We start from the raw sequence: 13,950 nt of genomic DNA, 5'->3' as shown, positions 1-13,950 counted from the left end.
CGCTCCAAGCGATTCGTCTCGCCCTATGTGAATCAAGCCTTCGCCACGAAAGCAAGGCCGGCCTCAGTTCCCGGCCTTGCCGGACCACCACGCATCCGGAAAACCTATGCCATATTCAGGCAGGTTTTCAGGGCGGATGAGGGTGTTCCAGTAAGCGATGAACATCTCGCCACGGTAAAATTGCGGAATGACGTAGCTGTTTGCCAGAAGCACCCGATCGAGCGCGCGGGCGGCGGCCACCTGCTCATCCCGGTTGGGCGCAAATATGACCTTCCGGACCAAGGCATCGACGGCCGGGTTCTTGATGCCGGCGAGATTGTTGGACCCCTGCCGGTCGGCCGCAGTCGAACCCCAGAAATCCGCCTGTTCGTTGCCGGGATTGGCTGACGTCGCCCAGAGCTTGATCGTGACGTCGAAATCGAAGCTGCGGGTACGGTTGGTATATTGCGAGGCATCGACGGTGCGGATGGTGGCGTTGATACCTATCTTCTTCAGGTTCTGGACGTAGGGAAGAATGGTTCTTTCCATGCCGGAGGAATCGATCAGAAACTCCATATCCAGCTGCTGGCCGGTTGCCGCATTGACCATGCGGTTGCCACGCAGCTCGTAACCAGCCTCCTTCATCAGCTTCACCGCTTCGCGCAGATTGTCGCGCTGCTTGGTGGGATCGCCGGCCACCGGGTTGCGATATTCCGTCGTGAAGACCTCCGGGGGGACCTGATCCTTCAGCTCCTGAAGAATTTCCAGTTCGCGGCCTGTCGGCAGGCCGGAGGAAGCCAGTTCGCTGCCCATGAAGAAGCTGTTGATGCGCTGGAACTGGCCGTAGGCCAGCGTGCGGTTCAGTTCCTCGAAATCGAAGGCATAGTTCAGGGCCTTGCGCAGTTTCGGGTTCTGGAACTTCTCCCGCCGCATGTTCGGCACGAAGGCCTGCATGATGCCGACGGAGCGATAGATATTCGGCAGTTCCTCTTTCTTCACACGGCCGTCTTTGACAGCCGGAAAATCATAACCCGTGACCCAGCGGCTGGAGGAGGCTTCCTGCCGAAAATCAACCGTGCCGGACTTGAAAGCCTGGAACTCCACGTCCTGATCGGCAAAGAAGGTGTAGGCGATGGTTTTGAAATTGTTCATCCCCACATTCACGTTCACGTCCTTGCCCCAATAATCGTCGCGGCGCTCATAGGTGACGGACGAGCCGGGAGAGACGGCCGCAATCTTGTAAGGGCCGGAACCCATGACCGGCTCCAGCGTACCGCGGGATATGTCACGCGGCTTGCCATCGGGACCGGTGCCCTCCCACCAGTGCTTGGGAACGATCAGCAATTGCCCAACGATCTGCGGCAATTCGCGATTGTCCTTTTCATCGAAGGTGAAGGTAATGTCCCTTTCGCCGCTCACCTCTGCCTTGGTGACATGGGTGTAATAGGTCGCGAGTTGCGGGCTCAGATCCTTCGCTTTTTCGAAGCTGAAGACGACATCCTCAGGCGTTACCGGTTTGCCATCAGCCCATTTGGCGTCCTGCCGCAACCGGAACGTCGCCTTTGTAATATCGTCGGGATAACTCACGCCCTCGGCCAGCAAGCCATAGGAGGCCGACAGTTCCTCTTCCGTCGATTTCATCAGCGGATCGTAAACCAGCGAAAGGCCCGTTGCCTTCTCACCCTTGGCGAGCAGTGGGTTCAGCGTGTCGAAAGTGCCTGATGTCGACAGGCGCAATGTGCCGCCCTTCGGGGCCTTGGTATTCACATAGTCGAAATGGTCGAAGCCATCAGGGTGCTTCAGCTCCCCGACCGTCGAAATCCCCTTTCGCCAGACATCCGCCGACTGGGCGGAAGCCGCCGCCGGGATCAGCAGGGCGGATGCGGCGAGAGCGATAAGGATACGGGATTTCAGTGGTGCCAATATCATCGGGTCGATGTCCCTGTTTTTGTGCTTGCTGGAGAGAGCATAAAAGAAACATTGGCAAAAAACAGATGTGCTGACTCACAAGCTCTTTATCGGCGTCTTTATCCCCGCTTTGCGAGGGCCAGGGGAAACATGGTTTCAACAAAATCCCGTTCCAGTTTATTCTCGGGGCAAGAGAATCACCTGATCGGACGGGCACGGCTATATGACGGCGGGATCATCGAGAATTTTCAAAGCGGCCATGCTGGCGATGTCGGTCGTTTCGGCGCTGCAATTGCAGATCGAGACCGCGTCGGCCGAAGACCGGCCCGCGAAAGAGGTGTTTGGTCACATGGCCCTGCCTTCGGCGGCGGCCTCTCAACCGATTGGCTCCTATGCCAAGGGCTGCCAGTCCGGCGCCATCGCCATGCCGACCGACGGTCCCGGCTGGCAGGCCATGCGCCTTTCGCGCAACCGGCGCTGGGGCCAGCCGCAGCTGATTTCCTTCCTCGAGCGATTTTCGCAGGATGCGCAGAAGATCGGCTGGCCTGGATTGCTACTTGGCGATATTTCCCAGCCGCGCGGCGGCCCGATGCTATCAGGCCATGCCTCGCACCAGATCGGCCTCGATGTCGATGTGTGGTGGCGGCCGATGCCTAACCCCCGGCTGACGGTGGAGCAGCGCGAAACGGTGCCATTCATCTCGATGCTGGACAAGAGCAAGTTCCTGACGGTCGACGACCGCAAATGGTCACCGCTCAATGCCCGTCTGGTGATGATGGCGGCAAGTTACCCGCAGGTGGAGCGTGTCTTCGTCAACCCGGCCATCAAGCAGAAGCTCTGCCAGACATGGACCGGCGACCGCACCTTCATGGGCAAGATCAGGCCGATCTACGGCCATGACGAACATTTCCACATCCGTCTCGAATGCCCGCCGGGCGCGCCCAACTGCAAACCGCAGGCGGAGGTCGGCAAAGGCGACGGCTGCGACAAGTCGCTTGCCTGGTGGTTCACCAAGGAACCATGGGCGCCGCCGAAAAAGGACCCCAATGCCAAGCCGGTGAAACCGCGCCAGGTCATGGTCTCGGATTTGCCGGCGGCCTGCGCTGCTGTTGCGGCAGCTCCTTCCGCCAATCCCGAGGGGATTGCGGCTCAGGCCTATTCCTCCTCCCCTGCCCAGGCCGTGCGTCAGCAGAATGTAGAACAGGTCATTCAAAACGCCCCGGCGATCCAACCACCGTCCGATATTCCGCTTCCGACCCAGCGTCCGACATTGAACTGAAACAGAAATGAGGCATTGAACAGCTTCCCTTTTCAAATGGCGGCAAGCTGTTATAGAAGGCTTCAAATCGATTTAATTCTTTGAGGACAGGCTGGGACCATGGAAGGGCAACGCTGTATCGCGCTCATCGCTCACGACGAGAAAAAGGACGATATGGCGGATTTCGCCCGTCACCATCAGAAAGTGCTTGCCGGTTTCAGGATCGTCGCCACCGGCACCACCGGCGGACGTGTGCAGGAAGCCTGCCCGGGGCTTGAGGTCATCCGCCTCAAAAGCGGTCCTCTTGGCGGCGATCAGCAGATCGGCGCGATGATCGCCACTGGCGAAGTGGACATGCTGATCTTCTTTACCGATCCGCTGACTGCCATGCCACATGATGTTGACGTGAAGGCGCTGACGCGCCTTGCCACGGTCTATGACATTCCCATGGCGCTCAACCGCGCCACCGCAGAAAACCTCATCGACTTCAATTCCGCCGACTGACCCGAACCCACCACAATGGAACAGGCAATGCCGAAGACGTCCGATACCGAATATCTGTCCTTTCCGATCCTTCTTGGCGACATCGGCGGCACCAATGCCCGCTTTTCCATCCTGATCGATTCCTTTGCGGAACCGGTGCACCTCACCACGGTGAAGACGGCGGAATATCCTGGTATCGATGACGCGATCCAGCAGGCGGTTCTGGACAAGACCTCGCTTCAGCCGGTCTCCACCATTCTTGCAATTGCCGGCCCGATCGAAGGCGACGAGATTCCGTTGACCAATTGTGATTGGATCGTCAAGCCGAAGGACATGCTGGCCAAGCTCGGCCTGAAGGACGTCATCGTCATCAACGACTTTGAGGCGCAGGCTCTGGCGATTGCGGCTCTTGACGACGACAACCGGGAGCCTATCGGCTCCGGCAAAAAGGACATTCTGGCGTCGCGCGTCGTTCTTGGACCGGGCACGGGGCTTGGCGTCGCCGGGCTGGTCTATGCCCGCCATATGTGGTTTCCGGTGCCTGGCGAAGGCGGGCATATCGATATTGGCCCGAGAAGCGCGCGCGACTATGCGGTTTTCCCGCATATCGAAACCATCGAGGGCCGCGTCGCCGGCGAACAGATCCTGTGCGGACGCGGGCTGGTCAATCTTTATCGCGCCGTCTGCAAGGCCGACGGCATCGAGCCTGTCTTCTCCGATCCGGCTGATATTACCTCACAGGGGCTTTCGGGCCAGAACGCGCAGGCAAAAGAAACGCTGTCGCTGTTCAGCACCTATCTCGGCCGCGTGGCCGGCGACGTTGCGCTGATCTTCATGGCCAAGGGCGGCGTTTATCTGGCCGGCGGCATTTCACAAAAGATCATCCCTGCGCTGAAGAGCCCGGAATTCCGGGCCGCGTTCGAAGACAAGGCGCCGCACAGCGCCCTGATGCGGACCATTCCGACATTCGTCGTCACCCATCCTCAGGCGGCCCTTTCCGGCCTCGCCACCTATGCGAGAACGCCTGCCGATTTCGGTCTGGCGCTGGACGGGCGGCGCTGGAGAGCTTGATCGCTCTCCTCTCAAAGGGGCTACCCTTCCCATGTGATGCTTGCGAAGCGGGCGGACGATCTTTAACGTCGCTGCTGCAAACATCAATCGACCGATACCGGCGGGTTCCGATCCGCCTGACATGAAAAGTGAGTGAAAACATGGGCAGCAGCGGCATGAAACTGGTGGTGGTCGGCGCGGCGGGCCGCATGGGACAGGCACTTATCCGCCTCATTCACCAGACACCCGGCGTTCAGCTGCATGCCGCTGTCGCGCGTGAAGGTTCGGCTTTTGTTGGCCGCGATGCTGGCGAGATCGCCGGTCTTGGCCCCATCGGCGTCGAAATCACCAGTGATCCCTTACGGGCATTTTTGCATGCCGAAGGGGTGATCGATTTCACCTCACCGGCAACCAGCGTCACCTTTGCCGGCCTTGCCGCGCAGGCCCGCATCGTACACGTCATCGGCACGACCGGCTGCTCGCCGCAAGACGAGGAAAAGTTCAAGGCGGCGTCGCGCCATGCCCGCATCGTCAAGTCGGGCAATATGAGCCTCGGCGTCAACCTGCTCAGCGTTCTCACCCAACAGGCGGCGCAGGCGCTGGATGCGCAGAACTGGGATATCGAAATTCTGGAAATGCACCACAAGCACAAGGTGGATGCGCCCTCGGGCACGGCGCTGCTGCTGGGCGAAGCCGCTGCCGCCGGCCGCAAGGTCGATCTCACCGCCTCCTCCGTGCGCGTGCGCGATGGACACACAGGCGCGCGTGAGGCCGGCACCATCGGTTTTGCCACGCTGCGTGGCGGCTCGGTCATCGGTGAACATTCGGTGATCTTCGCCGGCGAAGGCGAGCGCGTCGAGCTTTCCCATTATGCCGGCGACCGCTCCATCTTCGCACGCGGCGCGATCACGGCAGCGGTCTGGGCCTTCGATAAGAAGCCCGGTTTTTATTCCATGCTGGATGTGCTCGGACTTTCGCAGCCGGCGTGAGCCCGTGCTCTAATTTTCCACTGTGAATTCGACCGTATCGGCGGAAAAGCGACTGACGGCATATTGCACCGGCACGCCGTCCATATCGGCATTCAGAGCCTGGGTGACAAGCAGGATGGCCCCGGGCGATAGTTCGAGATCGGCCAGATCCTGCGTATCCGCGTGAATAGCAGAAATGACGGTGGAAATGCGCACGTAATCCGCCACGCCAAGCGCTTTGAAAGCGGCCGTAATCGAGCCGCTTTTCTGATAGGCCTCACCTATTCCGGCGAAACGATCCGCCGGGAACCATGTGGTCGAACGCGACACAGGGCGGGTGTCCGCCTTGCGCAGGGTTTCCAGACGAACGAGCGGCGCCCCTGATGGCAATTGCAGCCGCGCTGCAAGATCGGCACTTGCCGGCTCGGTCGTGTGGGAAAGAAGCAGCGCCTCCATTTCCTTCACCTGGTCGCCGATGCCAGCCGTGAACCGTGTGCGCAGCGAAATCGGAAAGCTCAGACGCTCCTTGCGGGCGATCATGGTGCCGCGCCCCTGCATCGGCTCAAGAATGCCTTCGCTCGCCAGTGCGGCGATCGCACTCCGGACGGTATGGCGGTTAACACCGAATTTTTCGGCCAGCGTCATCTCCGGCGGCAACATGCCGGTTTCATCGTGATCGCCAGCCGCAATCTCGCCTCTGATCCGGTCGGCGATCTGCCGCCAGAGCGCCACGCCGTTCTTTCTTTTCATCGCTGCTGCAGGGCTCATGTCACACGCTTGTCATTCATCGACGTTAATTGTAGCTTATGTTGTATAGTTGTCTATATCAATAGACATTAGAGGTCAAGCGATGAATAACGAAGCTGCGAATATAGACAGTGAAAGGAAACGGGTGGCGGCGCTTCTTGCCCGTGCCACCGTTCAGGAACTGGAAACGGTCTGGAGCCGGCAGGATGCCAGCCCGCAGACGGAAAACGTGCGGGGGCCGGAAACCGGCCTCGTCATGGTCAAGGGCCGTATCGGCGGCGGCGGTGCGCCTTTTAATCTCGGCGAGACCACAGTCACCCGCGCGACCGTCAGGCTGGCCTCGGGAACCGTCGGTCATGCGCATGTTCTCGGCACCGGCCGCAAGAAGGCCTGGTATGCCGCCGTTTTCGACGCGCTCTGGCAGGAAAGCCCGACCAGGGACTTCATCGAGACCGAGCTTCTTTCACCGGTCGAAAAGAGACTGAGCGAAGAGAAGCAACGGAAAACCAAAGAAACCGCAGCCACGCGGGTCGATTTCTTCACCATGGTTCGAGGAGAAGATTGATGGGTGTGAAAGCCGAAGCATTGACGGGCGGCTTTTCCAGCGCCGTCTTCGATTCCCAGCGTATTTTCAAGAAGCTGATGGACGGCATGGCCCGTCCAGGCACACCGCAGACAATCGAAACGGCGGTCGCCCCGCCGCTGCCGCTTGCCGCCGCCACCGGTGCGGTTCTGCTGGCTCTCTGCGACCACGATACACCGGTCTGGCTGAACGGCGCATTGCGAAAGACCGCGGTGCCGGGCTGGATCGGATTTCACACCGGCGCACCGGCAACGGAAGAAAAAGCGGCTGCGCATTTCGCCGTTATCGAGGCGGGCAGCGCCATCGCGTCCTTAGGTCTTTTCGCCCAAGGCAGCCAAGAATATCCCGACCGCTCCACGACACTCATCATCGAATTGTCCGATCTGGACGGCGGGCGGGAATTGCTGCTCTCCGGCCCCGGCATCCGCCACGTCAACATCGTCAGCCCTTCCGGCCTGCCGGATATTTTCCCAATGCTTTGGGCGGAGAACAACGCCATCTTCCCGCGCGGCGTCGATGTCATCCTGACGGCCGGCGATAAATTCGTCTGCCTGCCGCGCACGACGCGCATCAAACCCGTGGAGGCATAAGATGTATGTTGCTGTCAAAGGCGGGGAGACCGCCATCGCCAACGCCCACCGGCTGCTGGCCGACCAGCGGCGCGGAGACCGCGACCTGCCCGCCATGAGCGTGGCGCAGATCATTTCGCAGCTGTCGCTCGCCGTCGACCGGGTGATGGCGGAAGCCTCGCTCTATGACCCTTCGCTCGCAGCCCTTGCCGTCAAGCAGGCGCGCGGCGACATGATCGAAGCCATCTTCCTGCTGCGCGCCTATCGCACCACGCTGCCGCGCTTCGGTTATTCGGTTCCCGTGGATACCGCCGACATGGCGGTGCAGCGGCGTGTTTCCGCGACCTATAAGGATCTGCCCGGCGGGCAATTGCTGGGTCCGACCTTCGACTACACCCACCGGCTGCTCGATCCCTCCCTCCTCGAAGACGAGGGCGTCGAAACCGCTACCCAGCGGGAAGGTGAGCCGGAATACGTCATGCGCGTTTCCGATATCCTTGCCCAGGAGGGGCTGATCGAAAGCGACGGCGACATGCCGGACGATCATATTGCCGGCGACCTGACACGGGAACCGATGGAGTTTCCCATGCCGCGCGACCTGCGCCTGCAATCGCTGGCGCGCGGCGACGAAGGTTTCCTTCTGGCGCTCGCCTATTCGACGCAACGCGGTTACGGCCGCACCCACCCCTTCGTCGGCGAAATCCGCATCGGTGAGGTGGAAGTCGAGCTTGAAGTGCCGGAACTCGGCTTCTCCGTCTCGCTCGGCGATATCAAGGTCACCGAATGCCAGATGGTCAACCAGTTCAAGGGTTCGGCCAAGGCACCGCCGCAATTCACCCGCGGTTACGGTCTGGTCTTTGGCCAGAGCGAACGCAAGGCGATGGCGATGTCGCTGGTCGATCGGGCGTTGCGTGCTGGCGAATTCGGCGAAGATGTCGTCGCCCCCGCGCAGGACGAGGAATTCGTCATCTCACATGCAGACAATGTGCAGGCGACAGGTTTCGTCGAGCATCTGAAACTGCCGCATTACGTGGATTTTCAGGCCGAACTCGGTCTGGTGCGCAAGATGCGCGCCGATTTCGAGGCAATCAACGCCAATGGCGCGGAATGGATGAGCGATGCGGCCGAATAGCTCAGCGGCTGTGCTGCTCGCCAAACCAGAAGGCGCAAAAGACGGTCGATGCTGCAAAGACAGCAAAGAACACGGCTGCAAGAATTCCAATCTCCATGAGCTTGTACTCCTTTTTTCACAAGGCTAACGCGCAATGCTTAAAGAAGTTTCATTTGACGACGGGCTGGCTGCCTACAACTTCGCCTATCTGGACGAACAGACCAAGCGGATGATCCGCCGGGCGATCCTGAAAGCCATCGCCATTCCCGGTTACCAGGTTCCCTTCGCTTCCCGTGAAATGCCCATGCCCTATGGCTGGGGCACCGGTGGCGTGCAGTTGACCGCCTCCATCCTCGGCCCTGATGATGTGTTGAAGGTTATCGACCAGGGCGCCGACGACACGACCAATGCGGTTTCCATCCGCGCCTTTTTCCAAAAGGTGGCTGATGTAGCCGTCACCACCCGTACGAAGGACGCGACGATCATCCAGACGCGGCACCGCATTCCGGAGGAAGAACTGCATTCGGGTCAGGTGCTCGTTTATCAGGTTCCCATCCCCGAGCCCCTACGCTTCCTAGAGCCGCGCGAGACCGAGACCCGCGTCATGCACGCGCTGGAGGAATATGGCCTGATGCACGTCAAGCTCTACGAGGACATCGCCCGCAACGGCCGCATCTCCACCACCTATGCCTATCCGGTGAAGGTGGCCGGGCGCTACGTGATGGACCCGTCGCCGACACCGAAATTCGACAATCCGAAAATGAATATGTCGGACGCCCTGCAACTGTTCGGCGCCGGGCGCGAAAAGCGAATTTACGCCGTGCCGCCCTATACCGACGTCGTCAGCCTCGACTTCGAAGATCACCCCTTCGAAATCCAGCGCTTCGACAAGCCCTGCGCCCTGTGCGGCGGGGAGAATGTGTATCTCGACGAGGTGGTACTGGATGACAAGGGCGGACGCATGTTCGTCTGCTCCGATACCGACCATTGCGAAGACCGCCGTGCCCATGGCCACAAGGGCCATCTGCTGGCGGATGTGAAGGAGGCCGCAGAATGAGCGACACACCGCTTCTGAAAGTCCGGGACGTTTCCAAATATTACGGCGACCGCGCCGGTTGCCGCAACGTCTCCTTCGAGCTTTATCCGGGCGAGGTGCTGGCGATCGTCGGTGAATCCGGTTCCGGCAAGACCACGCTGCTCAACTGCATTTCCACCCGGCTGATGCCAACGGCGGGCAGCGTGGAATATCGCATGCGCGACGGCTCGGTGCGCGATCTCTATCATATGGGCGAGGCCGAACGGCGTTTTCTGATGCGCACCGACTGGGGTTTCGTGCACCAGAACCCGGCGGAGGGATTGCGCATGGCGGTGTCTGCCGGCGCCAATGTCGGCGAGCGGCTGATGGCCGTGGGTAACCGGCACTACGGTAATATCAGGCAATCGGCCAGCGAATGGCTGGAGCGGGTGGAAATCGGCACCGACCGTATCGACGACCAGCCGCGCGCCTTTTCCGGCGGCATGCGCCAGCGCCTGCAGATTGCCCGCAATCTGGTCACTTCCCCCCGCCTCGTCTTCATGGATGAACCGACCGGCGGCCTCGATGTTTCGGTACAGGCGCGTTTGCTCGATCTCGTGCGCGGTCTCGTCAACGATCTCGGCCTTGCGGTCGTCGTCGTTACCCATGATCTGGCGGTGGCGCGGCTGTTATCCCATCGCATGATGGTGATGAAGGGCGGCGACGTCATCGAACACGGCCTCACCGACCGGGTGCTGGACGATCCGCGCGAGCCCTACACGCAATTGCTTGTTTCCTCCATCTTGCAGGTTTGACGCTATGACGACGCCTCTTATCGTTTCGGAAGTCTTCAAAAGCTTCACCATGCATCTTCGCGACGGCATTGAGTTGCCTGTGGTCCGCGATGTCAATTTCTCCGTTTCCGGCGGCGAATGCGTCGTGCTCGGCGGCCCTTCCGGCATCGGCAAAAGCTCGATCCTGAAAATGCTCTATGGCAATTACGCCATAGACAGCGGGCAGATCCTCATCCGCCATCAGGGTGAGGTCATCGATATGGGCAATGCCTCTCCGCGCACGATCCTCGATATTCGCCACCGCACCATCGGTTATGTCAGCCAGTTCCTGCGCACGGTGCCGCGTGTCGCGGCCATCGACGTGGTTGCCGAGCCGCTTCTGGCGCGCAAGGTTGCCGCTGAAGATGCGCGTGAGCAGGCAGCCATGCTCCTTTCGAAACTCAACCTGCCACGGGAATTATGGTCGCTACCGCCCGCGACCTTTTCGGGCGGCGAGCAGCAGCGCGTCAATATCGCCCGCGGTTTCATCACCGGTCATGCGATCCTGCTTCTCGACGAGCCGACTGCCTCGCTCGACGCCACCAACCGGCGTGTGGTGGTCGACATGATCAGGGAGAAAAAAGAGAAAGGCACGGCCCTGCTCGGCATCTTCCACGACGAGGAGGTGCGCGAAGCCGTGGCTGACCGCATTCTCGACGTTTCGCAATTCTCGCCCCGAAAGGCAGCGGCATGAGTGTCAAGGTCGGTCTCGAACCCGTCATCCATCAAAGTTCCCGCGTCACCAATTCTTCGATCGGCCGCTACACCGAAATTTCGGAGCGCTGCCGCCTCGAGGAGGTCGAGATGGGCGACTACTCCTACGTCATGCAAGATGGCGCCATCTGGTGCGCCACCATCGGCAAATTCGTCAACATCGCCGCTTCCGTCCGCATCAACGCCACCAATCATCCGATGCAGCGGGCCACATTGCACCATTTCACCTATCGCGCCCGCAGCTACTGGGACGACGCCGAAGACGAGACGGACTTCTTTGCCGCGCGCCGCGCCAAACGGGTGGTGATCGGCCACGATGTCTGGATCGGCCATGGTGCGACCATCCTGCCCGGCGTCACGGTGGGGAACGGTGCAGTCATCGGGGCCGGGGCGGTCGTTTCCAAAGATGTTGCGCCCTACACAATTGTTGGCGGCGTGCCCGCCCGGCTGATCCGCGAGCGTTTCCCCGCGGAGCTCGGCAAGCGCATGGATGATCTGAATTGGTGGGATTGGGACCATGCGAGGCTGCGCAGCGCGCTGGATGATTTCCGCGCACTCGCCGCCGAGGATTTCGTGGCGAAATATGGCGGGTGAACTCCGCTTATACTGAAGCAATTGCAGTCCCGGGGCCATGTCCCGGGATTTCTGCTTGTCGGCTCCTGATATGCCAGGCGGGATTTCCACCACATGACAAGCCTGACGAAAGGTTTGTCGACGAACCCCCGGGTGTCGTATCTGCGAATTATGTAATATTTTCTTCATCAAACTGACACTCCCGCTTCACGCACCGCTGTTACGTCGAACCCCGTCAAAAGAAGATTGGACGGGGAAATGAGCTTTCACCTGAAGCAAGTCACGCGCCGTTTCGGCAAGCACACTGCGGTCGATTCCGTTGATGTCGAGATACCGCAGGGTCAGATGGTCGGCGTGATCGGACGCTCGGGCGCCGGCAAATCGACGCTGCTGCGCATGATCAACCGCCTCGTCGATCCGTCTTCGGGTTCCATTCATTTCAACGATACGGAAGTCTCGTCACTGAAGGGTGCGGCGCTGCGCAACTGGCAGCGCGACTGCGCCATGATCTTCCAGCAGTTCAATCTGGTGCCGCGCCTCGACGTGCTTACCAACGTCATGCTCGGCCGCCTCAACCACCGTTCGACGGCTCTGAGCCTGTTCAACATCTTCAGCCATGAGGAACGGCTGATGGCGATCGCCGCGCTGGAGCGCCTCGGCATCGAGCATGTGGCCATGCAGGCGGCAGGCACGCTTTCCGGGGGCCAGCAGCAGCGCGTCGCCATTGCCCGCGCACTGATGCAGTCTCCGAAGATGGTGCTGGCCGATGAGCCGATCGCTTCGCTCGATCCCCTCAATGCCAAGATCGTGATGGACGCGCTGCGCGACATCAACGAGCGCGAAGGCATCACCGTCATCACCAACCTGCACACGCTGGATACCGCGCGCAATTATTGCGAACGCATCATCGGCATGTCTCAGGGCCGCGTCGTCTTTGATGGAACCCCCGCCGAGCTGACGGCTACCGCCGTTACCGAGATTTACGGAACCGATTCTCAAGGCTCCGGCATCGACGAGACCATGACCTCGACCAGCATCAATATTCCCGGCGCGCAGCTTGCCGCGCGCCCGGTTCAGCAATCTGCCGGTCCCGAACCGCTGGCTTTGGCCGGGCTCTGAGGAACCGCTCAGCATCGTTTCCGCCCGCGTCAAGGGCCAACATTTCACAACAAACTCCGGCTCGCCGGGAAACAGGAGAAAGTCCATGTTGAAGAAAGTCCTTCTTTCGGCAGTCGCCCTTGGCGTTCTGGCCGGTTCCGCCATGGCTCAGGACGTCAAGGTTCTGCGCATCGGTCTCGACGGTTCCGAAAACGAAGCCGACCAGATCCGCAACACCAAGTGCGTTGCCGATGGCCTCAAGGCTGCAACCGGCGTTTCCGAAGTTCAGGTTTTCCCGTCGCCGGACTATAACGGCGTCATCCAGGGCCTGCTCGGCGGCACCATCGACATCGCCTCCATGGGCGCATCCTCCTACGCCAAGATCGCCATCGCAGACCCCAAGGCCGTTGATCCGGTCCTGACCTACACCGGCTCTGATGGCTCCAGCGGTTATTATACGATCATGGTTGCCCGCAAGGACAGCGGCATCAAGACGCTGGCTGATGCCAAGGGCAAGAAGATCGGCTTCGCCGATCCCGACTCCACCTCCGGTTTCCTGATCCCGAACGTTGCGATCCCGAAGGAGACCGGCGTTCCGGTCAAGGAATACTTCTCCGAAACCGGTTTCGGCGGCGGCCATGAGAACCTCGTTCTCGCCGTTCTCGACAAGAAGTTCGATGTCGGCACCACCTTTGGTTCGGGCGTTGGCAAGTGGGAAGAAGGTTACTCCGGTGGCAACCTTCACCAGATGGTCAAGAAGGGCAATCTGGACATGGACGATATCGTTCAGGTCTGGAAGTCGCCGCTGATCCCGAACGGCCCGCTTCTCGTTTCCAACAAGATCGGCGACACGATGAAGCAGAAGGTCGAAGACTTCTTCATGGAATTGCCGAAGAAGGACCTCGCATGCTTCCAGGGCTTCACCCAGGGCAAGAACACCGCCTACATCAAGGTCGATCCGTCCTTCTACCAGACGATCATCGATGCCCGTAAGTCCGTTATCGGCGGCTGATCCGCAGATCATACCCGGAAGCGGCGGTGCCTTGCGGCGCCGCCGCTTT

General features: G+C 60.4%; 15 protein-coding genes. 13 read left to right on the top strand and 2 right to left on the bottom strand.

All coding sequences use genetic code 11. The annotated features are described in order from the left end of the window. Positions 1 to 63: 63 nt before the first annotated feature. The gene (locus NYR50_RS13600; RefSeq protein ID WP_418136281.1) at positions 64 to 1,908 is read right to left on the bottom strand and encodes an extracellular solute-binding protein; all 1,845 of its coding nucleotides are present in this window, start codon (positions 1,906 to 1,908) and stop codon (positions 64 to 66) included. A gap of 202 nt (positions 1,909 to 2,110) precedes the next feature. On the opposite strand from NYR50_RS13600, the gene mepA reads away from it, so the two are divergent. The 4 genes from mepA to dapB all read left to right on the top strand — a co-directional run bounded on the left by mepA (position 2,111) and on the right by dapB (position 5,667). Continuing rightward, positions 2,111 to 3,166 carry a penicillin-insensitive murein endopeptidase gene (mepA, locus tag NYR50_RS13595; RefSeq protein ID WP_418136280.1) on the top strand — a complete coding sequence of 352 codons (1,056 nt, stop codon included), beginning with the start codon at positions 2,111 to 2,113 and terminating at the stop codon, positions 3,164 to 3,166. A gap of 99 nt (positions 3,167 to 3,265) precedes the next feature. Then, positions 3,266 to 3,649, top strand: a complete 384-nt coding sequence (locus tag NYR50_RS13590) for a methylglyoxal synthase (RefSeq protein WP_174006482.1) — start codon at positions 3,266 to 3,268, stop codon at positions 3,647 to 3,649. A gap of 27 nt (positions 3,650 to 3,676) precedes the next feature. Continuing rightward, positions 3,677 to 4,699 carry a glucokinase gene (locus tag NYR50_RS13585; protein ID WP_418136279.1) on the top strand — a complete coding sequence of 341 codons (1,023 nt, stop codon included), beginning with the start codon at positions 3,677 to 3,679 and terminating at the stop codon, positions 4,697 to 4,699. 140 nt (positions 4,700 to 4,839) lie between these two features. After that, entirely contained in the window at positions 4,840 to 5,667 is an 828-nt protein-coding gene (dapB, locus tag NYR50_RS13580; RefSeq protein WP_418137307.1) for a 4-hydroxy-tetrahydrodipicolinate reductase, read from the top strand. Positions 5,668 to 5,676: 9 nt separating this feature from the next. On the opposite strand, the gene phnF is transcribed toward dapB, so the two are convergent. Continuing rightward, positions 5,677 to 6,414, bottom strand: a complete 738-nt coding sequence (gene phnF, locus NYR50_RS13575; protein ID WP_418136278.1) for a phosphonate metabolism transcriptional regulator PhnF — start codon at positions 6,412 to 6,414, stop codon at positions 5,677 to 5,679. 82 nt (positions 6,415 to 6,496) lie between these two features. Here phnF and phnG point away from each other — a divergent pair, with 82 nt between their 5' ends. The 9 genes from phnG to phnD all read left to right on the top strand — a co-directional run bounded on the left by phnG (position 6,497) and on the right by phnD (position 13,901). Beyond that, positions 6,497 to 6,958 carry a phosphonate C-P lyase system protein PhnG gene (gene phnG, locus NYR50_RS13570; protein WP_174006468.1) on the top strand — a complete coding sequence of 154 codons (462 nt, stop codon included), beginning with the start codon at positions 6,497 to 6,499 and terminating at the stop codon, positions 6,956 to 6,958. Further along, complete coding sequence (phnH, locus tag NYR50_RS13565) at positions 6,958 to 7,566, top strand: phosphonate C-P lyase system protein PhnH (RefSeq protein ID WP_418136277.1); 609 nt, start codon at positions 6,958 to 6,960, stop codon at positions 7,564 to 7,566. The genes phnG and phnH overlap by 1 nt, the downstream gene beginning before the upstream one ends. 1 nt (position 7,567) lies before the next feature. After that, the gene (locus NYR50_RS13560) at positions 7,568 to 8,677 is read left to right on the top strand and encodes a carbon-phosphorus lyase complex subunit PhnI (RefSeq protein WP_418136276.1); all 1,110 of its coding nucleotides are present in this window, start codon (positions 7,568 to 7,570) and stop codon (positions 8,675 to 8,677) included. Positions 8,678 to 8,810: 133 nt separating this feature from the next. Continuing rightward, positions 8,811 to 9,713: an alpha-D-ribose 1-methylphosphonate 5-phosphate C-P-lyase PhnJ gene (locus NYR50_RS13555; RefSeq protein WP_006310001.1), complete on the top strand. Its 903-nt coding sequence runs from the start codon at positions 8,811 to 8,813 to the stop codon at positions 9,711 to 9,713. Continuing rightward, positions 9,710 to 10,486 (top strand): phosphonate C-P lyase system protein PhnK, encoded by a 777-nt coding sequence (phnK, locus tag NYR50_RS13550; RefSeq protein WP_418136275.1) that lies wholly within the window; start codon positions 9,710 to 9,712, stop codon positions 10,484 to 10,486. Before NYR50_RS13555 ends, phnK begins: the two co-directional genes overlap by 4 nt. A gap of 4 nt (positions 10,487 to 10,490) precedes the next feature. Continuing rightward, positions 10,491 to 11,198, top strand: a complete 708-nt coding sequence (phnL, locus tag NYR50_RS13545; RefSeq protein ID WP_418136274.1) for a phosphonate C-P lyase system protein PhnL — start codon at positions 10,491 to 10,493, stop codon at positions 11,196 to 11,198. Further along, positions 11,195 to 11,812 (top strand): DapH/DapD/GlmU-related protein, encoded by a 618-nt coding sequence (locus NYR50_RS13540; RefSeq protein WP_418136273.1) that lies wholly within the window; start codon positions 11,195 to 11,197, stop codon positions 11,810 to 11,812. Before phnL ends, NYR50_RS13540 begins: the two co-directional genes overlap by 4 nt. 237 nt (positions 11,813 to 12,049) lie before the next feature. Next, a complete protein-coding gene (gene phnC / locus NYR50_RS13535) occupies positions 12,050 to 12,910 on the top strand; it encodes a phosphonate ABC transporter ATP-binding protein (RefSeq protein WP_418136272.1) in 861 nt (286 codons plus the stop codon). Positions 12,911 to 12,995: 85 nt separating this feature from the next. After that, complete coding sequence (gene phnD / locus NYR50_RS13530; RefSeq protein WP_418136271.1) at positions 12,996 to 13,901, top strand: phosphonate ABC transporter substrate-binding protein; 906 nt, start codon at positions 12,996 to 12,998, stop codon at positions 13,899 to 13,901. The last annotated feature ends 49 nt before the right edge of the window (positions 13,902 to 13,950 follow it).

It is taken from the genome of Agrobacterium sp. El2ro-1b, assembly GCF_048298475.1.
In the GTDB taxonomy this organism is placed as follows: domain Bacteria; phylum Pseudomonadota; class Alphaproteobacteria; order Rhizobiales; family Rhizobiaceae; genus Agrobacterium; species Agrobacterium fabrum.
The sequence above is the reverse complement of the archived record's forward strand: the minus strand, read 5'-3'. Positions and strand labels throughout refer to the sequence as shown.

Coding starts and splice junctions, on each gene's coding strand:
- NYR50_RS13600 (WP_418136281.1), bottom strand. CDS start 1,908: ATGATATTGGCACCACTGAAATCCCGTATCCTTATCGCTCTCGCCGCA.
- mepA (WP_418136280.1), top strand. CDS start 2,111: ATGACGGCGGGATCATCGAGAATTTTCAAAGCGGCCATGCTGGCGATG.
- NYR50_RS13590 (WP_174006482.1), top strand. CDS start 3,266: ATGGAAGGGCAACGCTGTATCGCGCTCATCGCTCACGACGAGAAAAAG.
- NYR50_RS13585 (WP_418136279.1), top strand. CDS start 3,677: ATGCCGAAGACGTCCGATACCGAATATCTGTCCTTTCCGATCCTTCTT.
- dapB (WP_418137307.1), top strand. CDS start 4,840: ATGGGCAGCAGCGGCATGAAACTGGTGGTGGTCGGCGCGGCGGGCCGC.
- phnF (WP_418136278.1), bottom strand. CDS start 6,414: ATGAGCCCTGCAGCAGCGATGAAAAGAAAGAACGGCGTGGCGCTCTGG.
- phnG (WP_174006468.1), top strand. CDS start 6,497: ATGAATAACGAAGCTGCGAATATAGACAGTGAAAGGAAACGGGTGGCG.
- phnH (WP_418136277.1), top strand. CDS start 6,958: ATGGGTGTGAAAGCCGAAGCATTGACGGGCGGCTTTTCCAGCGCCGTC.
- NYR50_RS13560 (WP_418136276.1), top strand. CDS start 7,568: ATGTATGTTGCTGTCAAAGGCGGGGAGACCGCCATCGCCAACGCCCAC.
- NYR50_RS13555 (WP_006310001.1), top strand. CDS start 8,811: ATGCTTAAAGAAGTTTCATTTGACGACGGGCTGGCTGCCTACAACTTC.
- phnK (WP_418136275.1), top strand. CDS start 9,710: ATGAGCGACACACCGCTTCTGAAAGTCCGGGACGTTTCCAAATATTAC.
- phnL (WP_418136274.1), top strand. CDS start 10,491: ATGACGACGCCTCTTATCGTTTCGGAAGTCTTCAAAAGCTTCACCATG.
- NYR50_RS13540 (WP_418136273.1), top strand. CDS start 11,195: ATGAGTGTCAAGGTCGGTCTCGAACCCGTCATCCATCAAAGTTCCCGC.
- phnC (WP_418136272.1), top strand. CDS start 12,050: ATGAGCTTTCACCTGAAGCAAGTCACGCGCCGTTTCGGCAAGCACACT.
- phnD (WP_418136271.1), top strand. CDS start 12,996: ATGTTGAAGAAAGTCCTTCTTTCGGCAGTCGCCCTTGGCGTTCTGGCC.